Annotated in this window: 21 protein-coding genes and 1 tRNA gene; 14 read left to right on the forward strand and 8 right to left on the reverse strand. The window is 67.7% G+C overall.

Annotated features, from left to right (window positions below; genetic code table 11):
* Window positions 1–150 precede the first annotated feature (150 nt).
* Entirely contained in the window at window positions 151–1,398 is a 1,248-nt protein-coding gene (locus ACZ5ZX_RS02410) for a DUF3662 and FHA domain-containing protein (protein ID WP_465500282.1), read from the reverse strand.
* Window positions 1,399–1,527: 129 nt separating this feature from the next.
* Between ACZ5ZX_RS02410 and ACZ5ZX_RS02415 the strand changes: the two genes are divergently transcribed.
* Window positions 1,528–1,610, forward strand: a tRNA-Leu gene (locus ACZ5ZX_RS02415).
* Window positions 1,611–1,796: 186 nt separating this feature from the next.
* Here ACZ5ZX_RS02415 and ACZ5ZX_RS02420 read toward each other — a convergent pair.
* Complete coding sequence (locus ACZ5ZX_RS02420; protein ID WP_465500283.1) at window positions 1,797–2,273, reverse strand: MerR family transcriptional regulator; 477 nt, start codon at window positions 2,271–2,273, stop codon at window positions 1,797–1,799.
* An 88-nt stretch (window positions 2,274–2,361) separates the two neighbouring features.
* Between ACZ5ZX_RS02420 and ACZ5ZX_RS02425 the strand changes: the two genes are divergently transcribed.
* Window positions 2,362–3,036: a hypothetical protein gene (locus ACZ5ZX_RS02425; protein WP_465500284.1), complete on the forward strand. Its 675-nt coding sequence runs from the start codon at window positions 2,362–2,364 to the stop codon at window positions 3,034–3,036.
* Here the strand turns inward: ACZ5ZX_RS02425 and ACZ5ZX_RS02430 are convergent.
* Together ACZ5ZX_RS02430 and ACZ5ZX_RS02435 are read right to left on the reverse strand one after the other, a co-directional pair.
* On the reverse strand, window positions 2,948–4,057 hold the full coding sequence (locus ACZ5ZX_RS02430; RefSeq protein ID WP_465500285.1) for a hypothetical protein: 1,110 nt from the start codon (window positions 4,055–4,057) through the stop codon (window positions 2,948–2,950). The genes ACZ5ZX_RS02425 and ACZ5ZX_RS02430 overlap by 89 nt on opposite strands.
* Window positions 4,058–4,229: 172 nt before the next feature.
* Window positions 4,230–4,604 carry an FKBP-type peptidyl-prolyl cis-trans isomerase gene (locus tag ACZ5ZX_RS02435; protein WP_465500286.1) on the reverse strand — a complete coding sequence of 125 codons (375 nt, stop codon included), beginning with the start codon at window positions 4,602–4,604 and terminating at the stop codon, window positions 4,230–4,232.
* A 142-nt stretch (window positions 4,605–4,746) separates the two neighbouring features.
* Between ACZ5ZX_RS02435 and ACZ5ZX_RS02440 the strand changes: the two genes are divergently transcribed.
* The 4 genes from ACZ5ZX_RS02440 (at window position 4,747) to ACZ5ZX_RS02455 (ending at window position 10,770) form a co-directional block, all read left to right on the forward strand.
* Window positions 4,747–7,980 carry a penicillin acylase family protein gene (locus ACZ5ZX_RS02440; RefSeq protein ID WP_465500287.1) on the forward strand — a complete coding sequence of 1,078 codons (3,234 nt, stop codon included), beginning with the start codon at window positions 4,747–4,749 and terminating at the stop codon, window positions 7,978–7,980.
* A 25-nt stretch (window positions 7,981–8,005) separates the two neighbouring features.
* Window positions 8,006–9,049: a trans-sulfuration enzyme family protein gene (locus tag ACZ5ZX_RS02445; RefSeq protein ID WP_465500288.1), complete on the forward strand. Its 1,044-nt coding sequence runs from the start codon at window positions 8,006–8,008 to the stop codon at window positions 9,047–9,049.
* A 427-nt stretch (window positions 9,050–9,476) separates the two neighbouring features.
* Window positions 9,477–10,166: a hypothetical protein gene (locus ACZ5ZX_RS02450; protein WP_465500289.1), complete on the forward strand. Its 690-nt coding sequence runs from the start codon at window positions 9,477–9,479 to the stop codon at window positions 10,164–10,166.
* A gap of 4 nt (window positions 10,167–10,170) precedes the next feature.
* Window positions 10,171–10,770: a class F sortase gene (locus ACZ5ZX_RS02455; RefSeq protein WP_465500290.1), complete on the forward strand. Its 600-nt coding sequence runs from the start codon at window positions 10,171–10,173 to the stop codon at window positions 10,768–10,770.
* Window positions 10,771–10,845: 75 nt separating this feature from the next.
* Here ACZ5ZX_RS02455 and ACZ5ZX_RS02460 read toward each other — a convergent pair whose 3' ends face one another.
* A complete protein-coding gene (locus ACZ5ZX_RS02460) occupies window positions 10,846–11,892 on the reverse strand; it encodes a patatin-like phospholipase family protein (protein ID WP_465501014.1) in 1,047 nt (348 codons plus the stop codon).
* A gap of 54 nt (window positions 11,893–11,946) precedes the next feature.
* Window positions 11,947–12,690, reverse strand: coding sequence for a FadR/GntR family transcriptional regulator (locus tag ACZ5ZX_RS02465; protein WP_465500291.1), 744 nt, complete (start codon window positions 12,688–12,690; stop codon window positions 11,947–11,949).
* Window positions 12,691–12,750: 60 nt separating this feature from the next.
* On the opposite strand from ACZ5ZX_RS02465, the gene ACZ5ZX_RS02470 reads away from it, so the two are divergent.
* From ACZ5ZX_RS02470 to ACZ5ZX_RS02505, 8 genes are read left to right on the forward strand one after another with little or no spacing between them, the layout of a single operon-like run.
* Window positions 12,751–14,241 (forward strand): ABC transporter substrate-binding protein, encoded by a 1,491-nt coding sequence (locus tag ACZ5ZX_RS02470; RefSeq protein ID WP_465500292.1) that lies wholly within the window; start codon window positions 12,751–12,753, stop codon window positions 14,239–14,241.
* The gene (locus tag ACZ5ZX_RS02475; RefSeq protein WP_465500293.1) at window positions 14,238–15,182 is read left to right on the forward strand and encodes an ABC transporter permease; all 945 of its coding nucleotides are present in this window, start codon (window positions 14,238–14,240) and stop codon (window positions 15,180–15,182) included. The genes ACZ5ZX_RS02470 and ACZ5ZX_RS02475 overlap by 4 nt, the downstream gene beginning before the upstream one ends.
* On the forward strand, window positions 15,182–15,994 hold the full coding sequence (locus ACZ5ZX_RS02480; RefSeq protein ID WP_465500294.1) for an ABC transporter permease: 813 nt from the start codon (window positions 15,182–15,184) through the stop codon (window positions 15,992–15,994). Before ACZ5ZX_RS02475 ends, ACZ5ZX_RS02480 begins: the two co-directional genes overlap by 1 nt.
* The gene (locus ACZ5ZX_RS02485; RefSeq protein ID WP_465500295.1) at window positions 15,991–16,737 is read left to right on the forward strand and encodes an ABC transporter ATP-binding protein; all 747 of its coding nucleotides are present in this window, start codon (window positions 15,991–15,993) and stop codon (window positions 16,735–16,737) included. The genes ACZ5ZX_RS02480 and ACZ5ZX_RS02485 overlap by 4 nt, the downstream gene beginning before the upstream one ends.
* On the forward strand, window positions 16,734–17,504 hold the full coding sequence (locus tag ACZ5ZX_RS02490) for an ABC transporter ATP-binding protein (RefSeq protein ID WP_465500296.1): 771 nt from the start codon (window positions 16,734–16,736) through the stop codon (window positions 17,502–17,504). The genes ACZ5ZX_RS02485 and ACZ5ZX_RS02490 overlap by 4 nt, the downstream gene beginning before the upstream one ends.
* On the forward strand, window positions 17,497–18,915 hold the full coding sequence (locus tag ACZ5ZX_RS02495) for an aldehyde dehydrogenase family protein (RefSeq protein ID WP_465500297.1): 1,419 nt from the start codon (window positions 17,497–17,499) through the stop codon (window positions 18,913–18,915). Before ACZ5ZX_RS02490 ends, ACZ5ZX_RS02495 begins: the two co-directional genes overlap by 8 nt.
* Window positions 18,912–19,670 carry an SDR family NAD(P)-dependent oxidoreductase gene (locus ACZ5ZX_RS02500; protein ID WP_465500298.1) on the forward strand — a complete coding sequence of 253 codons (759 nt, stop codon included), beginning with the start codon at window positions 18,912–18,914 and terminating at the stop codon, window positions 19,668–19,670. Before ACZ5ZX_RS02495 ends, ACZ5ZX_RS02500 begins: the two co-directional genes overlap by 4 nt.
* A gap of 11 nt (window positions 19,671–19,681) precedes the next feature.
* Window positions 19,682–21,064 (forward strand): amidase, encoded by a 1,383-nt coding sequence (locus ACZ5ZX_RS02505; RefSeq protein WP_465500299.1) that lies wholly within the window; start codon window positions 19,682–19,684, stop codon window positions 21,062–21,064.
* Window positions 21,065–21,316: 252 nt separating this feature from the next.
* On the opposite strand, the gene ACZ5ZX_RS02510 is transcribed toward ACZ5ZX_RS02505, so the two are convergent.
* Window positions 21,317–22,171, reverse strand: coding sequence for an HpcH/HpaI aldolase/citrate lyase family protein (locus tag ACZ5ZX_RS02510; protein ID WP_465501015.1), 855 nt, complete (start codon window positions 22,169–22,171; stop codon window positions 21,317–21,319).
* 11 nt (window positions 22,172–22,182) lie between these two features.
* Complete coding sequence (locus tag ACZ5ZX_RS02515) at window positions 22,183–23,253, reverse strand: HpcH/HpaI aldolase/citrate lyase family protein (protein ID WP_465459592.1); 1,071 nt, start codon at window positions 23,251–23,253, stop codon at window positions 22,183–22,185.

Genomic DNA, 23,253 nt, shown 5'->3' on the forward strand with positions numbered 1-23,253 from the left:
CGCTCCCGCTTCTCCTGTACGCCGCGGAGAGACCGGGCCGTCCGGGATGGTCGGCTCCGCACAGCCTTGCTCTCCGCATACGACCTGAAGTGCCGATCCACCGCAGGTCCCGCACCGCAATTCTGCGGTACCCCCTCCAGACGCCGCCGGTCAGCCCTGCGTACGGAACACGAGAGACGAGTGGCCGACGCGGATCACGTCGCCGTCGGCGAGCTGCCAGGTCTGCACCGGGGTGCCGTTGACGGTCGTGCCGTTCGTCGAACCGATGTCCGCGAGCGTCGCGCTCTGCCCGTCCCAGGTGATCTCCAGATGACGACGGGAGACCCCGGTGTCCGGCAGCCGGAAGTCGGCGTCCTGGCCACGCCCCACGACGTTCCCGCCCTGCTTCAGCGAGTACGAACGGTTCGAGCCGTCGTCCAGCTGAAGACTCGCGGCGAGCTGACGGGCCGCCGCCGGCTGACCGCCATAGCCGCCACCCTGCGCATACGGATCCGCGGCGGGCTGGCCGTACGCCTGCTGGGCGCCGCCGTACTGGTCGTACCCGCCCTGCTGCGGCTGACCGTACTGGTCGTAGCCGGGCTGCTGAGCCCCACCGGCGTAACCCTGGTCGTAGCCGGGCTGTTGCTGCTGGCCGCCGTACTGGTCGTACCCGGGCTGCTGAGCGCCGCCGTAACCCTGGTCGTACCCGCCTTGCTGCGGCTGGCCGTACTGGTCGTAGCCGGGCTGCTGGGCGCCGCCATAGCCCTGGTCGTAGCCAGGCTGCTGCGGCTGGCCGCCGTACTGGTCGTAGCCGGGCTGCTGGGCGCCGCCGTAACCCTGGTCGTAGCCGCCCTGCTGAGCGCCATAACCCTGGTCGTACCCGGGCTGCTGCTGGCCAGCCTGCTGTCCGTAGCCGTACTGGCCCTGCTGGCCGTACGGGTCACCCTGGTCGTATTGGCCGTAGCCGGGGGGCTGGCTCATTGCTGGGTCTCCTGCGTTGCTGGGTCGTGCCGACCGTGACGAACCTTCGGCGCCGTGGGGCTTGACGTCGGGATCGACGGACGAACGGGTCTTGAACTGTCCAGTATGCAGCGCCTCATTGCGCTCGAGCGAAACTACGACGTCACCATAGGTGTCCCAACCGTGCTCGGCGAGATGTTCCTTGACCGCCCCCGCCAACACCGACGTGACCCGAAGCTCGTCTCCGGCCATGCGCTCGTGATCAGCCTGCCCCAACGACACGACATAGTGATTCGGGGCGAGCTGTCGACCACCGGCCAGCTCACGAACGTTCTCCTCGCTCTCGCGCTCAAGCGCCACCGCCACTTCCTGCGTGACGACGTTGCCACCGAACATGCGCGCGAAGGTATTGCCCACGAGGTTCTCGAGCCGCCTATCAAAGCGCTCAACGCGGCCCACCGGGCAACCTCCTCACACGTGTGCTTCCCCGTCGATCCTATCCGGGTACGGCCAGTCGGACACGGCCCCCGGTGAAACCCGTGAAATCAGCCTGCTACGCTTTGCGGGCTGTCAGAGAACGAAGCACTCGGGCGAGTGGCGGAATGGCAGACGCGCACGGTTCAGGTCCGTGTGTCCGAAAGGACGTGAGGGTTCAACTCCCTCCTCGCCCACTCTTGTTTGAAGGCCCCTTCGCTCCGCGTCGGGGCCTTCTTCGCGTTTGGCGTCGCTCGTCAGCTCCCGGGGGGCCGAGCCCCCCGGACCCCCACGGTGCGTGAAGCGGCGGTTGGCGGGGTGGGGGCGGTTGGGGTCGGTTAGACAAAGACGCAACAAAGTCCAAGAAGGCCGTGTCAGCGGCGTCAGTCGTGCATCGTCTCTGGGGCGGTGAGCTGGCTGAGCGCGCTGTCGTAGGCGGCGAACGTCATGGCGAGCTGGTCGAGTTGCTCTCTATGGGCGCGCGCGGTCTCTTCCGCGAGCCGAGCCGCTGTTCGGACTGCTTCCAGATTCGTCTGCGCGGCTGTGCGTAGGTCGCGGGCCAGGGACTTCAGCGATTCGAGTTGTACAGCTGCAGAAGCCGGCGGTTCCTGTGAGGTCGGAGGGGTGTTCGCTCGTGCCCCCGCACGCCGCAGTACGTCAGCAGCCTTCTGCAGGCCAGGGTTCCTTTCGCAAAACTCGATCAGAAGAGCCCAGGTGTGCCGCGTGCTGCCGTCGGGAGTTCGAACCGTCTCGAGCGGAGGATCCCTCTCCGTCCAGTTGCGGATGGTCTGGGGTGAGACCCCTGCTCGCCGAGCGATCTCAGGCGTCGTGAACAGCCTCTGGTCCTCGGATGTGCTCATGCTCACCCCCGACCAGTTGCACAAAATTTGGCCTACTTGGAGGGGATAGTACGCGCTCAACTGGGCCAAACCATGTCAAACTAAGTCAATGGAACCGTTCGATTCGTCTGCGGCCGATGCCCTGCGAGTCGAGGGCTGCGCGTATGTCGAAGGCGGCGCGGCGGTCAGCGGAGGGCGTGGTGACGCCGTACTCCAGGTCGATCTCGACGAGCATCGACGACGTCAAGCCCATGGGCTCAGGGCTGTGACCGACCTGTGGACACTGGACCGGTTGCTTTGTCTGCCATTCGCACTACCGGTCGCAGATGCCTGCTTGTCGGCCGAAGACGAGAAAGTGGTCAGGATCCCTGGCGTCGCGACTCAGACGCCCCAGGGTTTTCTGCGAGTGATTCGGCCGGTGGCTGAGGTTCGGCTTGTGGTGATCCGTGCGACCCAGTGGCGCTCTGGCATTCGCCGAGCCGCGGCATTCGAGCCTTTCGCGCGTCGAATCCTGCTGTTGCCCGCCTATCCCCGCGACGTGGACAGGCTTCTCTGGGAGGCCGACCTGCTGGGTATCGGTGTTCGCGTGGGCACGGTGGGCGACAGTGAGCAGTTGGTCGCGGCGGAGTCCTGGAAGCCTGGTTATGCCAAGGCTGCGGGTTGGCGATTCATGGAACGCGCGTACGGCGCTTGGCTCAAGGCCGACCGTTTGTCGGAGCCGGAATCCGGAAGTATGGGTCGTCCAGGGCGACTAACTGCTGCAACAGCGGATCAGCTTCTCTAGCGACCTGCGCAGGACGCAGAGAGGCATGCGCGATCAAGCCGTTGCGGCGTTCTTCGGAAAGCCATGCGATTCGAGCTGCGGCGTCCAGGTCTCGCATCTCCGAGAAAACTCGCATCCATGTGTGCAGGTTATGCAGGAGGATTCGATGCTTTTCTTCGTTGCTGTTGCTGAATACGTCCAAGGCCCGACCGCCGCAAAGATCGCAGCGGGGTGACGGTTTGTTGGCATACCAGTCCGCGTAGGTCTGCGGGCTTCGCTGTTCCCAGAGATCTCGAAGGAGAAGGCCTGGTAGTCCGCCCGCGGCGAACCCGCCACCCCCGCTGTCGGTCGGTCGTTGCGGCCTGCGCAGCCCACCGGTCACACCGATCGCCGCGGCTCCGCCTCGCGCGACGGCATCCAGCCCGGCGAGGGCGTCAACGCCGAGCAGAAGAGCGGACGGCAGGGTATCGACGATCTTCCGCACTGACTTCATTCGGCGTTTCACACTGAGAGGTGTCTTCGATGCCGCGAAAACCACTGCGAGAGGACGCCGAGCTTCGCAAAGCGACGCAAGAAATTTGTAAAAGTTACTCTCGTCCAGCATTGCCGCGTCGGTGGCTACGAGAGTGACAAAGCCGGGCACGTCGACGGCGTCGCCCATGGCGATAACAGCCTTCAGGGCCGGCCAATCCGAGGCGGAGACGAACTTCGACGGAGACAAGACGTTGGAAGCGCCTGACGAGAGCACTCCTTCGCTCCAGTCCTCCAGCGTGATGGGGAACAGCCCTTCTCCTGCTGGAAGATCCATCGGAGAAGAAACCGTGGCGACCTCTTTCTTCCATGCGCAGACATCCACGACCAGGGGGTTGGCATAGCCCAGTTCACGCAGTCGACGAACCTCGGCGGGCGCATGTGCCTTGGCGATGACCATGCCGCTGTTCACGTCGGAGCCGGTGATCGGATGAGCGACCGCCATGGAGGTCTCGTCCGCATAGGCCAGGAGACGGCCGCCGAATGAAGTCTTGTGTCGAAGATCTGCCATCGCGCCCTCCCAGGTCCCGGTCAATCAGGATGTGGGATCCCCTCGATCGCGGGCGACCACGACACGCCGTTGGGTTTAACGAGGTCAAAGGGGTTGCTGAGGCTTTTGAGGCTGATAAGAAAGATGGACCTGGCGGGTGAAGCTCGCCGGGTCCATCTTTCGGTGAAACGGGTCAGTTCACGCTGACCAGGTCGACCACGAAGATCAGGGTCTCGTTCGGCTTGATGACGCCGCCGGCGCCACGGTCGCCGTAGGCCAGATGCGGCGGGATGACGAGCTTGCGGCGGCCGCCGACCTTCATCCCGGCGACACCCTGGTCCCAGCCGGGGATGACCTGGCCGCGGCCGAGACCGAAGCGAAGCGGTTCGCCGCGGTTCCAGGACGCGTCGAACTCGGCGCCGGTCGAGTGCGAGACGCCGACGTAGTGCACGGAGACGGTGTCACCGGTCTTGGCCTCCTGGCCGTCGCCAACGGTGATGTCGGTGGTCTCCAGGTCGGCGGGCGCGGCGCCCTCCGGGCGGTCGATCTGGGGCTTTTCCAAAGGCATGCCCACAACCTACCTACGCAGGTCCGGGGTTCGCAGGCCGAGTTGTTCCGCCGAACGGTGGCAAGAATGCGAAAACTCTTCACAAAATTCGATACCCGTCGGTAGTGTGCGCCTCGTCACGCTCCGACGACGGAGGTCTTTCATGCGACGAGGCATACGGATCCTGACTACGCTGGCGGGCCTGACCCTGGTGACGGGGACCGTCCCGGCACCGCAGGCGAACGCGGCCGAATCCCAGAACTCGGTGGTGGCGGCCGCGCTCGACGACTACTGCGGTGGTCAGTGCGCCGACATCCTGCCGCCCGGCACCAAGGGGAACGCCACCCTCGCCGAGATCTTGGCGCACAAGGCCTTCGGCACCCGTCCGGCGCATTCCGCCGACCAGCTCGGGAAGTACGCCTCGCTCGCCGACGGCTACAAGACACTGACCACGGACAAGATCAACCAGTTCTTCAACGACGCCTCGTTCGGCGTCCAGTCCGGGCAGGTCGAGAGCACGATCCAACCGCGATCGGACGTGACGATCACCCGTGACAAGGCGACCGGCGTCCCCCGGATCGTCGGCACGACGCGGCCGGGCACGATGTACGGCGCCGGATACGCCGCCGGGCAGGATCGCCTGTGGCTGATGGACATCATGCGCCGTGTCGGCCGCGGCCAGCTGACCTCGTACGCCGGGGGCGCGCAGGGGAACCGCGAACTCGAGCAGAGCTTCTTCGCGTCGGCGCCCTACACCGAACAGGAACTGCAGGCGCAGATCGACCGCGCCGCGGCGAGCGGTCCGCGTGGCGCGCAGGGCAAGGCCGACGCCGAGGCCTACGTCCAGGGCATCAACAAATACATCTCCGACGCGCACAGCGGCCGCTACTTTCCCGGCGAGTACGTCCTCACCGGGCACATCGACTCGATCACCAACGCCGGGACCATCGAGCCGTTCAAGCTGACCGACCTCGTCGTGCTCGCCGCGGTGGTCGGCGCGCAGTTCGGCGCCGGCGGTGGCGGTGAGGTGCAGAACGCCATCGCGAAGATGGCGATGCAGGAGAAGTACGGCCTCGAACAGGGCGACAAGGTCTGGAAGAGCCTTCGGTCCGAAGACGACCCCGAGACCGTCAAAACCCTCCACAATGGACAGACCTTCGACTACGGCAAGGCCCCGGCGAACCCGCAGGGCGCCGCGATGCCGGACAAGGGCACGGTTTCCGGGCAGCAACTGGTCTTCGACCCGACCGGTTCCGCCGGGACGGCGACCCCGGCCAAGGTGGAGGTTCCCGCGCCGGACGACCAGAAGGCCGTCCGCGGCATCTTCGACGACGGCGTCCTGCCCGGCAACATGCTGTCCGAGAAGCACGGCATGTCCAACGCGCTGGTGGTCTCCGGCGCCAAGACCGCGAGCGGTCACCCGGTCGCGGTCTTCGGCCCGCAGGCCGGCTACTTCGCCCCGCAATTGCTGATGCTGCAGGAACTCCAGGGCCCCGGCATCAGCGCCCGCGGTGCCTCCTTCGCGGGCATCAGCATGTACGTGCTGCTCGGCCGCGGCAAGGACTACTCGTGGAGCGCGACCTCGGCGTCGCAGGACATCATCGACACCTACGCCGTGGAACTCTGCGAGCAGAACGGTTCCGCGCCGACGAAGAACTCCAACTTCTACCGCTTCCGCGGTCAGTGCCTGCCGTTCGAGATCGTCGAGCGCAAGAACGCCTGGAAGCCCACCGTCGCCGACGGCACGGCAGAGGGTTCGTACACCCTGCGCAGCTTCCGCACGAAGTACGGTCCGGTGACGAGCCGGGCGCTGGTCGGCGGCAAACCGGTCGCGTACGCGTCGCTGCGCTCGACCTTCCAACACGAGATCGACACGATCATCGGCTTCCAGAAGTTCAACGATCCGGACGCGATCAAATCCGCGCAGGACTTCCAGGCCGCCGCGGTCGACGTCAACCAGACCTACAACTGGTTCTACGCCGACTCCCGTGACGTGGCCTACTTCAACTCCGGCTCGAACCCGGTCCGCAATCCGAACGTCGACCCGGCCATGCCGGTGAAGGCCGACGCCGGATTCGACTGGCAGGGCTGGAACCCCGAAGGCAACCTCGCGAACTACACGCCGTCGTCGCAGCATCCGCAGTCGGTCAACCAGGACTACTACATCAGCTGGAACAACGCGCAGGCCAACGGCTACGCGGCCAGTGGCGCGGACAAGAGTTCCGTGCACCGCGGTGATCTGATCGACGCGCGGGTCAAGAAGCTGATCTCCAGCGGCACCAGGGTGACGCGCGTGAACCTCACGCAGGCCATGGAGGAGGCGGCCCTGGCCGACCTTCGCGCGGAGAAGGTGCTGCCGGAACTGTTCAAGGTGATCGACAAGGCACCGGTGACCGGTCCGGCCGCGGACGCGGTGGCGAAGCTGAAGACCTGGCTCGCCGCGGGTGGTCTGCGTTCGGAGACTTCGCCCGGCAGCAAGGCCTACGCCAACGCAGACGCGATCCGCATCATGGACGCCTGGTGGCCGCTGCTGGTCAACGCCCAGTTCAAACCCGGCATGGGTGACGCCGCCTACGCCGCCATGGTGGGTGTGCTGAAGATCAACGAGTCGCCGTCCGGCTGGCAGAACGAGGTTCCCGGGAAGCACGTCGGCCAGCCCCACGCCGGTTCGTCGTACCAGGCGGGCTGGTGGGGCTACGTGCACAAGGACATCCGTTCGGTGCTCGGCCAGAACGTCGCCGGTCCGCTCGGCGCGAAGTTCTGTGGTGGCGGTGACGTCAACGCCTGCCGTCAGGTGCTGCTCGACTCGCTGACGCAGGCCGCCGCGCAGCCTGCCAACACCGTCTACCCCGGTGACGGCGACTGTGCCGCGGGCGACCAGTGGTGCGCCGACACGATCGTCCACCGCGCGCTCGGCGGGATCACCCAGGACAAGATCAGCACCCAGAACCGGCCGACCTTCCAGCAGGTCGTGGAGTTCCCGGCGAAGCGCGGCGACAACATCGCCAACCTCGCCACCGGCCGGTCGGCGAGCGCCAGCAGCCACGAGACCGGTTGGTTCGACTCGCCGCCGTCCAAGGCGATCGACGTCGACCTGTCGACGCGCTGGGCGAGCGACTGGAGCGACAACCAGTCGATCACCGTCGACCTCGGCTCGGTGCAGCGCGTGTCCCGGGTGGTCCTGCGGTGGGAATCCGCGTACGGCAAGGCGTACAAGGTGCAGGTCTCATCGGACGGGACGAACTGGCGCGACGTGGCGTCCATAGTGGACGGGGACGGCGGGCAGGACAACGTCGCCTTCGAAGCGGTGGACGGCCGTTATGTCCGGATGGCCGGTGTCCAGCGCGGCACGAAGTACGGCTACTCCCTGTACGAGTTCGAGGTGTACGCCCACTAGCGCGGGAACGGTTTACGGTGGCGGGGTGGACACGAACGCTTGGTCACCCCGCACCCTCGCCGTCGCCGCCGGACGTCCGGAGGGCCCTGGCGAACCGCTGAACGTGCCGATCGTCGCGGCGAGCACCTTCGACGCCGGCGCCGACCGCGCGTATTCACGCGAGGACGGCACGCCGACCTGGGAGGCGCTCGAAGCCGCGATCGGCGCGCTCGAAGGCGGGCACGCCACCGCGTTCGCCTCGGGGATCGCGACGCTCAGCGCTGTCGTCGACACGCTGCCCGTCGGCGCGAAGGTCTGCGTGCCGACGTTCTCCTACGCCGGGTCCCGTGGACTGCTCGCGCACGCCCAGCGCACCGGCCGCCTGGTGGTCACCGAGATCGCCCCGGACGACACGGACGCGTGGGTCGCGGCCGCGGACGCCGACCTGCTCTGGCTCGAATCGCCGACCAATCCGACGCTCGACGTCATCGACATCGAGACGATCGCCGCCGCCGCGAACGGGTTGGTCACCGTCGACAACACCTTCGCCACCCCGCTCGGGCAGCGGCCACTGGACCTCGGCGCGGACATCGTCGTGCACAGCGCGACGAAACTCATCGGCGGGCACAGCGATCTCCTGCTCGGACTGACGATCGCGGCCGACGAAGCCGTCGCCAAGGACCTGCGCGACGCGCGCACCAGGATGGGGGCGACCCCGGGAGCGCTCGAAGCCTGGCTGGCCCTGCGCGGACTGCGGACGCTGCCGGTCCGGCTGGCCGAGCAGACCCGCACGGCCGCGCTCCTGGCCGCGCGGCTGGTCGACCACCCCGCCATCACCCGGGTGCGTTATCCCGGCTCCGGCACGATGATCGCCTTCGAGCTCCCGGACGCCCAGACCGCGGACAAGGTCATCGGCTCGCTGCGGCTGATCCGCGCCGCCACCAGTCTCGGCGGCGTCGAGAGCCTGGTCGAACGGCGGGCGTGGCTCGCGGGTGACGCCCACGTCCCCGCCGGACTCGTCCGGTTCAGCGTCGGGCTCGAAGATCCGGAAGATCTCTGGACGGATCTGGCCTCGGCACTGGTGTCCTGATCGTGACCTTCAAGTTGCCGGGAACCGGTTTTCGCCGTCGGTCGGCCACTTTTTCACCAGCAGGCCCTCCGAAAGAGTGAACCAGCGGGTAACGAAGCTTGGGTAATCACGGTGAGACACGGCTTCGGCCATGAAAACGGGAGTTTTCGTGCTGTTCGAAGGAAGCGGAAAGATTGCTTCCGGAGCACCGCCGTTCCGGCCATCCGGGTGTTAATATTCCTTCGGCGCCGCGAGGAATTCCCTCTGTTGAGCCGACTTCGGCCCCTTGTATCGAGCAGGGGCAGCCCAGCGTTACCGGTTTTCCCAGTGGGTCTTGTCACTGTCTATTCGCTACAGTCCGCCCGCTTTTTTACGGCAGGATCGCGCTGTCACCCGAACGTGGGAATCCCCCCGGGTGGTCGCATGGTGGGGGTCACCGTGCGTTGCGATGCTTTTCCACTGGGAGATCACTTTGAAGAAGACGTTGGGCCGCGTCGCGGGCGCGGTGCTGGCCGGCGCCCTCATCTCGCTGGCCGTGACGCCGGTCGCGATGGCGCAGACCGAGACCACGACCTCGTCCCCCGAGGCTCCGCCCGAGACGACGTCCTCCGCTCCGGCGGGGCCGACCTACACGGGTGGCCCGGTGACCACGGCTCCGCCCGAGACGAGCACTCCGGGTTCGTCGTCGCAGCAGCCGACGCCGACCTCGACCAGCGGCAAGCCGACTTCCGGCTCGCCCTCGCCGACCTCCACCTCGGAGAAGCCGACCTCCACCACCCCGCCGAAGCCCGTGCTGAACGTCGGCGCCGGGTACGTCGAGGGCACCGAGGGTGCGCTGGCGATCTTCTGCGGTTCGGAGCCGACCGACGTCACCGCGCCGGACTACAACATCGTCGAGACGTTCCAGGACGGCGGCGAGGCCTACCTGTGGATCTACATGATCGAGGCGAAGCCCGGCTTCAAGGGCAGCTCGAGCACCTTCACCTGGACCTGCGACGGCAAGCCGGGCAAGGGTGACATCGAGATCGAGGCGACGGTCGGCGGCGGCTCGACCGCGCCGGGTGTCAAGCCGAAGAAGCAGGTCAAGCTGAAGCCCAAGGGCGGCATCGAGACCGGTTTCGGCGCCACCGCGGCCTGATCGGATGAAGCTCCTGACGCAGGGCGGCCGCCTGGTCGCGGCCGCCCTTGTCCTTTCACTCGCGCTGACGGGCTGCGGCACCGACGAACCCGCCCCGCCCGCCGCGCAGGCGGCGCCGTCGGAATCGGCTCCGCCGGTCGTCAAGCCGTTCAACGGCGTTCGCCCGACGAACGTGAAGATTCCCAAGATCGGCGCGGAATCGAGTCTGGTCACGGTCGCGATCGGCAAGGACGGCAAGATGTCCGTCCCGTCGGCGAAGAACCCGATGCAGGCCGCCTGGTACCGGCTTTCCCCGGTGCCCGGCGACGTCGGCCCGGCGATCCTGCTCGGGCACGTCGACGGCAACAAGCAGCCGGGCGTCTTCTACAAGCTCAAGGACGTCAACCCCGGCGACGAGATCCTCGTCGACCGCAGTGACGGCAAGGTCCTGAAGTTCGTGGTCGAGAAGAAGGACCAGGTTCCCAAGGACCAGTTCCCCGAGGACGCGGTCTACGGCAACACGGACAAACCGCAGCTTCGGGTGATCACCTGTGGCGGTGTCTTCGACAAGGAAGAGCACAGCTACAAGGACAACATCATCGTCTACGCGAACCTGGTCGCCTGACCACAAGCGCGCCATGAAAGGTCCTTTCCTTGCAAAATTTGCAAGGAAAGGACCTTTCATTGCATTGGGGGACGCTCAGCCGACGCCCGACTTCGGGAACGGGAAACCCGCCGGAGCCGCCGCCTCGCGCTCGACCCACCGCCGCATCCCCGCGTCACAAGCCGCGTAACCCCAGTTGATCAACCGCTCCTGGAGCACTTCCGGCAGCTTCGTCAGCCGGGTGGGCGTTTCCGCCAGCTTGTGCGTGAGGTCGACCGGCGCCGCCAGCGAATCCGCCAGCTCGAAGTTCTCCAGATCGACGTAGGTTCCCCAGTAGCCGCCCGCGAATTCCTTCTCCACATAGGACTTCAGCAGGGCACCGCGCCGCAGCTCGCGGACCTGGTTGTCGATGACGTCGAGGACCCGCAGCAGCTGCCGCCCCCAGTCGCGGTTGACCCTCTGCTTGATTTTCATCCGCTTACCGGCGTCGCTGACCAGCACCGTCGCGCATTGTCCTTCGACGGGGTCGAGGCCGAGGTTGTCGTAGACGCCGGCGTCGCTCAACACGATCTTCTTACGCGCCTTGGCCGAAAGCGGATCGTGGATGACCACCGGCGAGAGCATCGGCGGGAACGCCGACGACGCGGCCACCGCGGTCGCGAGCGGGATGTTCCCGTGCGGGCCGTCCTGCCGGAAGAACCACCACAGCGCGCCGTCCTGCAGGTTGGTCGCGGTGAAGACGAACTGTGGTCCCGCCGGGTCCAGATCCCTGAGGCAGCAGTCGCCGAACAGGTGTTTCGCGTACACCCGCGCGAGTTCCTCGCCGGCGCTTCGCCACGGGATGGCCATGGCGCGCAAGGTGACCGGGATGTCGAGCCGCGTGCGCGCCAGGTTGCGGACCGGCTCGACGACCTCATCGTGGAAGTTGTTCGCGACGCCGTTCCGGAAGTCCAGCTCCGACCACGCGTGCGCGAGGATCCCGGCCGCGATCGAACCGCCGGAGACACTGGAGAACGTCGAGATCTTCGACAGCCAGCCGAGTTCGTTGAGCCGCCACAGGGCGCCGGTGTGGAAGAGCATCGCGCGATAGCCGCCGCCGGACAGCGCGAGGCCGACACCCTGCCGGGCTGTCGAAGGCTCCATGGCATCCCCCACTTGAGCGAGTGTAGAAGTGAGTCGGCCCGGCGCGACGGAGTGTTACGAAAGCAGTGGCTGTAAGAGACGACGTCGTTCTTCGGGGACGTACTCGGCGTAGTTGTCGTACAGCGCCTGCTTCGCCAGCCGTGAGGCGCGCTCGCCGTCCGAGTCCCGGATCGCCCCCAGTACCTCTTCGTGATGCGTGAGCCAGTTGCGCATCAACGCCGTCCGGTCGTCGGCGTGCTCCAGTTTGTCCTCGATGAGTTCGAGTACGACGCCGCGGACGACCTCGCCGCTGATCACCAGCAGCGGATTGCCCGTCGCACGGGCGATGGCCTCGTGGAACGCGACGTCCGCGCGGCTGAATTCGGCGAAACCCTCCGAAACCCCGGCGCGCATCGCTTCCAGCGCGGTGTCCAGTTCGGTGAGATGGTCTTCGGTCCTGAGCTGCGCGGCGAGCAGATGTGCGGAACCGTCGAGCACCATGCGGAACTGCAGCAGTTCGGAGAGACCGATGTGGTCGGCGCGCGCCAGCCGGTGCATGGACCGGTGCAGCGCGGCGGGTGAGGCGGCCAGGACCTCGGGGCCGCGCGGGTCGCCGGGCCGCGAGCGGATCATTTCCGCCGCCTGCAGCACTCGGAGCGCTTCCCGCACCGTCGAGCGGCCGACGTCGAACTGGACCATCAGCTCGCGTTCGCTCGGGAGCCGGTCGCCGGGTTTGATCCGGCCGCTGAAGACGGCTTCCTCGATCTGCTCGACGACCCGTTGGTACGCGCGGACAGGGGAGACCGGCTCGAATTCCATCTTGACCCTGCCGTCTCGTCTGGTTTACTGGTCAGACCAGTCTACCGGCCAGGGGGCAGGATGAAAGCCCGGATCCACGCGGCGGCGCTCGCCCTGCTGCTGGTGACGTCCGGCTGCTCGGCCGGTTCGAGTGCCACCGTCGCCAAGGATCCGGGCACGCTCGCGGTCGGGTACACGGCGGAACCCGCGAACTTCGACTTCACCCGCACCGACGGCGCCGCCATCCCGCAGGCCTTGCTCTACAACGTCTACGAGGGCCTGGTGAAACTCGACGCGGACGCGAAGATCGTGCCGTTGCTGGCCGAATCGTGGACGGTTTCCCCCGACGGCAAGACCTACGACTTCAAGCTGCGCAAAGACGCGAAGTTCAGCAACGGCGCGCCGTTCACCGCCGAGGACGTCAAATTCTCGCTGATGCGGGTCAAAGCCGACTGGACCGTGTCGATCAAGTCCACAATGGACGTCGTCGACCGGGTCGACGTCGTGGCGCCCGATCATGCGCGGGTCGTGCTCACGAAGCCCAGCAACGGCTGGCTCTTCAGCCTGACCAGCCGTCTCGGCGCGATGTTCAGTCCCACCGGTGTCGCGGATCTGGCCAACAAACCGGTCGGCACCGGGCCGTACACGGTGTCCTCGCGAAGGCGCGGCGATTCCATCGTGCTCAAGGAGAATCCCGCGTACTGGGGCCGGAAACCGGCGTACTCGACGGTGGTGCTCAAGTACATCAAGGATCCGACGGCACTCAACAACGCCTTGCTCAGCAACGGGATCGACGTCATCTCCGCGATCACCGTGCCCGATTCGATCCCGCAGTTCCAGAGCGACGACCGCTTCACCGTCGTCGAAGGCACGACCAACAGCGAGGTCACGCTCGCGTTCAACAACGCCCGCCCGCCGCTGAACGACGTCCGCGTGCGGCGCGCGTTGTCCTCCGCGATCGACCGGAAGGCCTTGCTGGACACCGCTTGGGCCGGACGCGGCACGCTCATCGGCAGTATGGTCCCGCCGACGGACCCTTGGTATGAGGATCTCTCGAACGCGTACCCGTTCGATCCCGCGAAAGCGAAAGCACTGCTCGCCGAAGTCGGACGGCCGATTCCGCCGCTGCGGCTGAGGATCCCGAACCTGCCGTACGCGGTCTCGGCCGCGCAGGTGGTGGCGTCGCAGCTGGCGGATGTGGGGGTCACGGTGACGATCGAGCCGCTGGACTTCCCGGCGGTATGGCTCAAGCAGGTCTTCACCGACCACGACTACGACCTCTCGATCATCCAGCACGTCGAAGCGCGCGACATCGTCACCTTCGGCAGGCCGAAGTACTACTGGGGTTACGACAGCAAGCCCGTCCAGCAAAACCTGGCGAAGGCGGACAGCGGGACGCCCCAGGAGCAGATCGAAGCGATGCGGAAGGTGGCCCGGCAGTTGTCCGAGGACGCCGCCGCGGACTGGCTCTTCCTGTTCCCCAACGTGATCGTGGCGAAGAACAAGGTGACCGGCTTCGTGCGCAACCAGGTCAGCGAGTCCTTCGATCTCACGGGATTGGCGCCGCGATGACGGTCAGGGTCCTTCGCCGCTTGGCGATCCTCGTGGCCAGTGTGCTGGTCGCGTCCATCGTGGTGTTCCTGTTCATGGCCGTGCTGCCGGGCGATCCGGCGCAGGTCGCGCTCGGCGTCAACGCGACCCCGGAGCTGGTCGCGAAGACCCGTGCCGAATTCGGCATCGACAGGCCGTTGGTGACGCAGTACTTCGACTGGATCGGCGGTGTCCTGCAAGGCGACTTCGGCCGCTCGTACGTCACCCGCGAGGAGATCGGGCCGGCGCTGGCCGACCGGCTCGGCGTGACGTTGTGGCTGGTCGGCGCCGGAATGCTGGTGGCGCTGCTGATCGCCGTCCCGGCGGGCACGTTCGCCGCGGTGCGGCACCGGAAGGCCGACGGGACCGCGGTTTCCGGGCTCTCGCAGATCGGCGTCGCGATCCCCGCCTTCCTCGCGGGCATCATCCTGGTGCAGATCTTCGCCGTGCAGTTGCGGTGGCTGCCTTCCGGTGGCTGGACGCCGCCGGTGCAGGATCCCGGCGAATTCCTCCGCGGTCTCGTCCTTCCCGCCTTGTCGCTGGGACTCGTACAGGGGGCCGTGCTGACTCGATACGTCCGTTCCGCGGTGCTCGACACGCTGGGACAGGACTACCTGCGCACAGCGCGTTCCAAGGGACTCCGGCCGTTCCAGGCGTTGTTCCGGCACGGACTGCGCAACGCCGCCGTGCCGGTGGTGACGGTGCTCGGTCTGCAACTGGCGACGTTGCTGGTCGGCGCGGTCGTGGTCGAGCGCGTGTTCGTCCTGCCGGGGCTGGGCAGCATGCTGCTCGACTCGGTGGCGTCGCGCGATCTGCTGTCCGTGCAGGGGATCGTGCTGGTGCTGGTGGTCGGGGTGCTGCTGGTGAACTTCGTGGTCGACGTCCTCTACACGGTGCTCGACCCGAGATTGCGAGGTTCCTGATGCGCAATCGCAGCCTCGTGATCGGCGCCGTGCTGATCGCGTTGATCGTGCTCGCCGCGCTGCTTTCCTTTGTCTGGACACCATTCGACCCGGTGCGGGTCGACGCGGCCGACCGGCTGCACGGGTTCAGCGGCTCGCACCTGTTCGGCACGGACAGCTTCGGCCGTGACGTGCTCAGCCAGCTCATGGTCGGCGCCCGCACGACGTTGTACGTCGGCGTGGTCGCGGTCGGCATCGCCGCGTTGATCGGGACACCGCTGGGCATCCTCGCCGGGATGTCGTCGCGCTGGCTGGGCGAATTCGTGATGCGGGTCAACGATCTCGTACTCGCGTTCCCCGCGCTGCTGCTGGCGATCATGTTCGGCGCGGTGTTCGGCGCGGACACACTGACCGCGATGGTGGCGATCGGCATCGCGACCATCCCGTCGTTCGCCCGGATCGCGCGCTCGGGGACGTTGCAGGTGATGAGCAGCGAATTCGTGCTGGCCGCGCGCTCGGCGGGCCGGTCGCGGCCGAACATCGCGGCCCGGCATGTGCTGCCGAACATCTCCGGACTGCTGATCGTGCAGGCGTCCGTGTCGTTCGCGATCGCCGTGCTCGCGGAAGCGGCGTTGTCGTTCCTCGGCTTCGGCACGCGCCCGCCGACCCCGTCGTGGGGCCGGATGCTGCAGGAATCGCAGGTGTTCCTGACCCTGCACCCGCGCCTCGCGCTCGTGCCCGGTGTCGCGATCGCCATCGCGGTCCTCGGCTTCAACCTGCTCGGGGACGGCCTCCGCGATCGACTCGACCCCCGATTGGCGGCGCGGCTATGACGCTGGAAGTACACGGCCTGGGGATCGGCGATCTGGTTCGCGGCGTCTCCTTCGACGTCGCGCGAGGTGAGCGGGTCGGGCTGATCGGCGAGTCCGGTTCCGGGAAGTCGTTGACGGCCTTGTCGATCATGGGACTGCTGCCCGAAGAACTCGTCGCGTCCGGCTCGGTGAAACTCGACGGCCGCGAGTTGCTCGGCGCGCCGGAGAAGGAACTTTCGCGGCTGCGCGGCAACGAATTGTCGATGGTGTTCCAGGAGCCGATGACCGCGCTGAACCCGGCGATGCGCGTCGGCGCGCAGGTGGCGGAGCCGATTCGGATCCACCGCGACGGCGGGAATCCTCGCGCGGCGGCCGAGGCCTTGCTGGAGTCCGTCGGATTGCCGGGCACTTTCCGCGCCTATCCGCACCAGCTGTCCGGCGGGCAGCGGCAACGTGTCGTCCTCGCGATCGCGCTGGCCAACAGCCCGAAGCTGCTGATCTGCGACGAGCCGACGACGGCGCTGGACGTCACCGTGCAGGCGCAGATCCTGGAGCTGATCCTCGACGGCGTCCGCGAGCGGGAGAGCGCGCTGTTGTTCATCACGCACGACCTCGCCGTCGTGGCGTCGGTCTGCGAACGGGTGCTGGTGATGCTGGACGGCGAGATCGTCGAGTCCGGCACTACGCGCGAAGTACTGACAGCGCCGAAGCACGAGTACACCAAGAAACTCCTGGCTGCTTCGGATCTGGGGGCGAGCCGATGATGATCGAGGTCCGAGACCTGGAACGCCGCTACCAGCGTCGCGATGTGCACGCTTTGCGTGGTGTTTCGTTCGACGTCGAGGCCGGTCAGCGCTTCGGCATCGTCGGCGAGTCCGGTTCGGGAAAGTCCACTTTGGTCAGACTGCTGGCCGCCCTCGACAAGCCGACGGCCGGCAGCGTCTCGTTCCAGGGCAAGCGCGTCGACACCCTGCCCGAACGCGAACTCGGCTTCCTGCGGTCGGAACTGCAGATCGTCTTCCAGGATCCGATGGGCTCGCTCGATCCGCGGATGCGGGTGCGCGACATCATCTCCGAGCCGTTGGGGCGCCGGGATCCCGCGCGGGTTTCCGAGTTGCTGAAGGCCGTCGGCCTGCCGGAAGACGCCGCCGGGCGCTATCCGCACCAGTTCTCCGGCGGGCAGCGGCAACGCATCTCGATCGCACGGGCGCTCGCGCCGAACCCGAGCGTCCTGATCGCGGACGAACCGGTCAGCGCGCTCGACGTCTCGGTGCGGAAGCAGATCCTCGACCTGCTCGCGTCGCTGGTCGAGCTGTACTCACTGACGTTGATCTTCGTCTCGCACGACCTCGGCGTGGTGCGGCATGTCTGCGACCGGGTCGCGGTGATGCGGCGCGGGGAGATCGTCGAACTGGGCGACGTCGAGCAGGTCTACGACGCGCCAGAGCACGAGTACACCAGGGAACTGCTGGCCGCCGCGCCGAATCTGCGGGCCGAGCTGGCGCGGTTGCGGGGAGGGGACGATGCCTGAGTATCCGGAAGGACTGCCGATCGGCGACGGCTGGGTGTCCACTATGGACGCTCCGGTCGTGTTCCCGTATGACGGGAGTGAGATCGGCCGCGCGCCGGTCGGGACACCGGAGCTGGCCACGCGGGCGATCGACGAGGCCGTCGCGGTGTTCAAGCGGGTCGCGGCCTTGCCGTCGCGAACCCGGCGTTCGCTCCTGAACGACGTCGCGGCTGCTTTGGCGGCCCGGCGCTCCGAATTCGAGCAGCTTTTGGTGCTGGAGACCGGCAAACCGCTGATCGACTGCCGGGTCGAGGTCGCCCGCACGATCGTCACCTGGCAGGCCGCCGCCGAAGAGGTCTCGCGGCTGCACGGGGAGACCGTGCCGCTCGATCTGCTGCCGTCCGGCGACGGGCTCGTCGGGTTCTGGAAGCGCAAGCCGATCGGTGTGGTCGTCGGCATCGCCGGGTTCAACTATCCGCTGCTGCTGGCGTCGCACAAGATCGCGCCCGCCATCGCGGCCGGTTGCCCGGTCGTGGTGAAACCCGCGCCGCAGACGCCGCTGGCGACGTTGTGGTTGGTCCATCTCGTCCGCGAGCTGACCGACCTGCCCGCGATGGTCCAGCTGGTCACCGGCGACGTGGGCGTCGGATCGGCGCTGGTCACGGACCGCCGCGTCGGCGCGGTGTCGTTCACCGGCTCCGCGTTGGTCGGGCACCGGATCGCGCGCGACGCGGCGCCCACGAAGACGTTGCTGGAGCTGGGGTCCAACGCCGCCCTGGTCGTCGCGGAAGACGCCGAACTCGACGCGGCCGTGGACGCGGTGCTGCGCGGCGGGTTCTATGCCTCCGGGCAGGCGTGCATCTCGGTGCAGCGGGTGCTGGTGGTCGAGGCGGTGGCCCAGGAGTTCACCGAACGGTTGCTGGCGCGGCTCGGCGAGGTCGTCGCGGGAGACCCGCGTGACGAGAAGACGCGGGTGTCGGCATTGATCGATCCGGGGTCGACCCAACGCGTCCAGGAGTGGGTCGACAAAGCGACTTCAGCCGGTGCGCGCCTGGTCGGCGGTGGGGTGGACGGCACGGTCATCCGGCCGACGGTGCTCCTCGACGTGCCCGGCGGCCTCGAATGCTGGGACGAGGAGATCTTCGGCCCGGTCGTCTGCGTCCGCACAGTGGCGGACGTGGACGAGGCGTTCGACGCGGTCAACGCGTCACGCTACGGCCTGCACGCTTCGGTGTTCAGCACGTCCTTGAAGACCGCGTTCCGCGCGCTCGACGAACTCGAAGTCGGCGGCGTCGTCGTCAACGAGGTACCCGGTTTCCGGTCCGACACCATGCCGTACGGCGGCGTGAAGGACTCCGGGATCGGGCGGGAAGGGCCGCGGTTCGCGGTCGAAGAACTGACCGTGACGAGGATGGCGGTGCTGCGGCCGTGACCTATGAGAACCTGTTCCGCCTCGACGGACGGCGGGCCGTGGTGCTCGGCGGCGGCAGCGGTATCGGCCGTGAAGCCGCGCGTGCGCTGGCCGCCCACGGCGCCGAGGTGGTCGTCGCCGACCGCGATGTCGCCGCCGCCGAGGAAACCGGCGCGGGGGAGGCGTACGAGATCGACCTGCTCTCGGACGGAGCCGCCGCACGAGCGGCGAAGGAACTCGGCGAGATCGACGTCGTGGTGCTGACCGCCGCGACGAACGTGCGCAAACGACTGCTCGAGTACACCCGCGAGGAATTCGACCGGGTGATCGCGTTGAACCTCGGCGCGACGTTCGAGGTCGTCCGCGCGTTCGGTGCCGGGATGGTCGAACGCGGGCGGGGCAGCATCATCGGGTTCTCCTCGATCCGCGGCACCACCGTCGAACCGGGGCAGGGTCCGTACGCGGCGACGAAAGCCGGTCTGGTGCAGCTTTTCCGCACGGCCGCGGCGGAGTTCGGCCCGGCCGGGGTGCGCGTGAACGCGATCGCGCCCGGCGTCGTCGAGACCCCGCTGACAGCACAGATCAAAGCGAATCCGGCCTGGTACGACGCTTACGCGACCAAGGGCGCGCTCGGCCGATGGGCTCGTCCCGGCGAACTCGCCGGCGCCGTCGTCTACCTGGCTTCGGACGCGTCGTCGTTCGTGACCGGCGCTGTGCTGGCGGTGGACGGCGGCTGGACCGCGGTCGACGGCCGCTTCGAACCGCCCGCTACGTGAGGAGGCCCGCTGTGCCGGAGTTGCCCGACCTGACCGCCGTCGAATTGGTCGCCCAGTACCGCGCCGGGACACTGTCGCCGGTCGAGGTGACCGAAGCCGTCCTCGCGCGCATCGAGGCGCGCGAACCCGAGCTGCACGCGCTCTACGCGTACGACCCGAGCGGCGCGCGTGAAGACGCGAAGGCGTCCGAAAGCCGCTGGCACGCCGGGGAACAGCTCGGGCCGATCGACGGCGTTCCCTTGACACTCAAGGAGAACATCGCGACCCGCGGTACGCCGGTCCCGCTCGGGACGGCCGCTTCCGCATTGACGCCGGCGTTTCAAGACGCCCCGGCGGCCGCCCGCGTACGCGAGTCCGGCGGTGTCCTGCTGGGCAAGACGACCATGCCGGACTACGGGATGCTGACGTCCGGGCTGTCCAGTTTCCACACCGCGTCGCGGAATCCGTGGGACCTCGCACGTACGCCCGGCGGTTCCAGCGCCGGAGCCGGTTCGGCGGCCGCCGCCGGTTACGGGCCGCTGCATGTCGGCACCGACATCGGCGGCTCGATCCGGTTGCCTGCCGGATGGTGTGGTCTGGTGGGGCTGAAGCCGAGTTTCGGCCGGGTGCCGGTGGATCCGCCGTTCCTCGGCCGCGTCGCCGGGCCGATGACCCGGACCGTGGCCGACACCGCGCTGCTGATGAGCGTTCTGTCCGGTGTGGACGGTCGCGACCACCTTTCGCTGCCACCCGCTTCGCTCGACTGGACGGCGTTGTCTTGCGAGGTCAAGGGGCTGCGGATCGGGCTGCACCTCGATCCGGGCGTCGGACTCCCGGTCTCGCCCGAGATCCTCGCCGCCGTCACCGAGGCCGCCCGGCTGTTCGAGAGCGCGGGTGCCGTGGTGGAGGAGGTTTCGCCGTTCCTGCGCCGCGAAATGCTCGACGGGCTCGACACCTTCTGGCGCGTCCGTGCCTGGTCGGACATGTCGGAACTGCCTGAGGAGCGCCGCGCGAAGGTCCTGCCGTACATCGCCGACTGGGCCGCGGGCGGCGCCGACGTCACCGGCGTCGACGCCTATCGCGGCTTCGCGCAGATCGACGCCATCGCCGTCGCGACCCTGCGCGCCACCGAACGCTTCGACGTCGTCCTGTCACCGACCTGCCCGGTCCCGGCCCCGCCCGCGGAGTGGCCGTCGCCGACCAACGATCCTCGGCGGCCTTTCGAACACATCGCGTTCACCGTGCCGTACAACATGTCCGGCCAGCCCGCGGTCTCGATCAACTGCGGCTACACCAGCGACGACCAGCCCATCGGCCTCCAGATCAGCGGCCGCCGCTTCGCCGACCTCGACGTCCTTCGCGCCGCTGCCGCCTACGAAACCCTTCGCCCCACACCCCGCCCCTGGCCGTGTTAGTCCTCTAAGAGGACGAAACGCGTCACGTCATGGGGTCGAGCGTCTTGGTGAAGGCGAGGATTCCGAGGGGCGTTGCTTTGCCAGCCGGCAACAGAAAGATCAAAGCCCCGGTGACAGGACCAAAGGTCAGGGGCCATCCGGGGCTATTCGTCGACCAGCTTAGCGTGAGCTGAAGGACGCTTTCCCCACATGCGACGCGGGTAAAGGGCCCTTCACCGCGTCTCATGCGGGTATGGCGTCCTTCAGCTCGCGTCAGCGGCCGATCGCGTCGGCGAGCGCCAGGATCCGCCGCGCGTTGTCCACGTGCAGGTTCTCGATCATCCGCCCGTCCACGGTCACGACGCCCTGTCCGGCAGCCTGAGCCTCTTCGAACGCCGAGATGATCTTCCGCGACCGCTCGATCTCCTCCTCCGACGGCGCGAAGACGCGGTTGCACGGCTCCAACTGCGAAGGGTGGATCAGCGTCTTGCCGTCGAAACCGAACTGACGTCCCTGAAGGCATTCGGCCTCGAAGCCTTCGAGGTCCTTCACGTCGTTGTAGACGCCGTCGAGGATCGCCTTGCCGGTCGCGCGGGCGGCCAGCAGCGCCAAGGAAAGCCCGCCGAGCAGCGGCGCGCGGCCGGGGACGAACTCGGCGTGCAGTTCCTTCGCCAGGTCGTTCGTGCCCATGACCAGCACGGTCAGCCGTTCGGACGCCGCCGCGATCTCCTCGGCGTGCAGCATCGCGACGGGGGTTTCGACCATCGCCCAGATCTTCGTGTGGTCGGGTGCGCCGCCGAGTTCCAGCGCGCGTTCGATGTTGTGCACCTCGGCGGCGGAGTTCACCTTCGGCACCACGATCGCGGCCGGGCCGGCCTGCGCGGCGGCCCGGAGGTCCGCGTCGTGCCACTCGGTGTCGAGGCCGTTCACGCGGATGGTCACCTCGCGTGAGCCGTACTCCTTCGACGACGCGGCCGCGCAAACGCGTTCACGTGCGGCTTCCTTCGCGTCAGGCGCGACGGCGTCTTCGAGGTCGAGGATGAGCCCGTCCGCGTCCAGCGTCTTGGCCTTTTCCAGCGCTCTTTCGTTCGCGCCCGGCATGTACAGCACCGAGCGGCGGGGCTTCAAAGCCGCGGAAGTCATGAGAGGGCCTCCTTGGTGGCCGCGTCGTAGGCGGCGGCGAGTTCGGGGTCGTCGGCGGCCAGCGCGTCGGCGAGTTCGGCGACCACGCGGCACTGCTTCACCGACGCGTCGTCCTGCATCTTCCCGTCGATCATCACGGCACCGGTGCCGTCACCCATCGCGGCGATCACGCGCCGCGCCCAGGCGACGTCCTCGGGGGACGGCGAGAACACCTTCTTGGCGATGTCGATCTGCACCGGGTGCAGGCTCCACGCGCCGACACAGCCGAGCAGGAACGCGTTGCGGAACTGGTCTTCGCAGGCCACGACGTCGCGGATGTCGCCGAACGGCCCGTAGTACGGCAGGATCCCGTTCGCCGCGCAGGCGTCGACCATCCGCGCGACGGTGTAGTGCCAGAGGTCCTGCTGATACGTCGTGCGTCCCTCGTTCAGGTCTTCGCCGGTCGGGTCCGTGCGCACGAGGTAACCGGGGTGTCCGCCACCCACCCGGGTGGTCTTCATCCGGCGGCTCGCGGCGAGGTCGGCCGGGCCGAGCGAGATGCCCTGCATGCGGGGGCTCGCGCCGGCGATCTCCTCGACGTTCGCGACACCGCTGGCGGTCTCCAGGATGGCGTGCACCAGGAGCGGTTTCGTCAGGCCGGCCCGCGCTTCGAGCTGCGCGAGGAGCCTGTCGACGTAGTGGATGTCCTGCGCGCCTTCGACCTTCGGCACCATGATCACGTCGAGCTTGTCGCCGATCTCGGTGACCAGGGTGATCAGGTCGTCGAGCACCCAAGGCGAGTCGAGGCTGTTGACGCGGGTCCACAGCTGCGTCTTGCCGAAGTCGGTCGACTTCGCGATGGAGACGAGCCCGTTCCGCGCCGCCTCCTTGCGGTCGGCCCGCACCGCGTCCTCTAGATTCCCGAGCAGGACGTCGACCTTCTTGGCGATGTCCGGGACCTTGGCGGCCATCTTCTCGTTGCTGGGGTCGAAGAAGTGGATCATCCGCGAAGGAGGCACGGGGATCTGGCGGAGCGGTTCCGGCGCCCCCACCGCGAGCGGGGCGAAGAAATCCTTCGGCGAACGCAT

This window comes from Amycolatopsis sp. NPDC033938, assembly GCF_055575975.1.

Coding starts and splice junctions, on each gene's coding strand:
- ACZ5ZX_RS02515 (WP_465459592.1), bottom strand. CDS start 23,253: ATGCGTTCGCCGAAGGATTTCTTCGCCCCGCTCGCGGTGGGGGCGCCG.
- ACZ5ZX_RS02485 (WP_465500295.1), top strand. CDS start 15,991: ATGACGCTGGAAGTACACGGCCTGGGGATCGGCGATCTGGTTCGCGGC.
- ACZ5ZX_RS02495 (WP_465500297.1), top strand. CDS start 17,497: ATGCCTGAGTATCCGGAAGGACTGCCGATCGGCGACGGCTGGGTGTCC.
- ACZ5ZX_RS02490 (WP_465500296.1), top strand. CDS start 16,734: ATGATGATCGAGGTCCGAGACCTGGAACGCCGCTACCAGCGTCGCGAT.
- ACZ5ZX_RS02435 (WP_465500286.1), bottom strand. CDS start 4,604: ATGCCTTTGGAAAAGCCCCAGATCGACCGCCCGGAGGGCGCCGCGCCC.
- ACZ5ZX_RS02480 (WP_465500294.1), top strand. CDS start 15,182: ATGCGCAATCGCAGCCTCGTGATCGGCGCCGTGCTGATCGCGTTGATC.
- ACZ5ZX_RS02455 (WP_465500290.1), top strand. CDS start 10,171: ATGAAGCTCCTGACGCAGGGCGGCCGCCTGGTCGCGGCCGCCCTTGTC.
- ACZ5ZX_RS02440 (WP_465500287.1), top strand. CDS start 4,747: ATGCGACGAGGCATACGGATCCTGACTACGCTGGCGGGCCTGACCCTG.
- ACZ5ZX_RS02420 (WP_465500283.1), bottom strand. CDS start 2,273: ATGAGCACATCCGAGGACCAGAGGCTGTTCACGACGCCTGAGATCGCT.
- ACZ5ZX_RS02475 (WP_465500293.1), top strand. CDS start 14,238: ATGACGGTCAGGGTCCTTCGCCGCTTGGCGATCCTCGTGGCCAGTGTG.
- ACZ5ZX_RS02460 (WP_465501014.1), bottom strand. CDS start 11,892: ATGGAGCCTTCGACAGCCCGGCAGGGTGTCGGCCTCGCGCTGTCCGGC.
- ACZ5ZX_RS02450 (WP_465500289.1), top strand. CDS start 9,477: ATGCTTTTCCACTGGGAGATCACTTTGAAGAAGACGTTGGGCCGCGTC.
- ACZ5ZX_RS02465 (WP_465500291.1), bottom strand. CDS start 12,690: ATGGAATTCGAGCCGGTCTCCCCTGTCCGCGCGTACCAACGGGTCGTC.
- ACZ5ZX_RS02430 (WP_465500285.1), bottom strand. CDS start 4,057: ATGGCAGATCTTCGACACAAGACTTCATTCGGCGGCCGTCTCCTGGCC.
- ACZ5ZX_RS02425 (WP_465500284.1), top strand. CDS start 2,362: ATGGAACCGTTCGATTCGTCTGCGGCCGATGCCCTGCGAGTCGAGGGC.
- ACZ5ZX_RS02470 (WP_465500292.1), top strand. CDS start 12,751: ATGAAAGCCCGGATCCACGCGGCGGCGCTCGCCCTGCTGCTGGTGACG.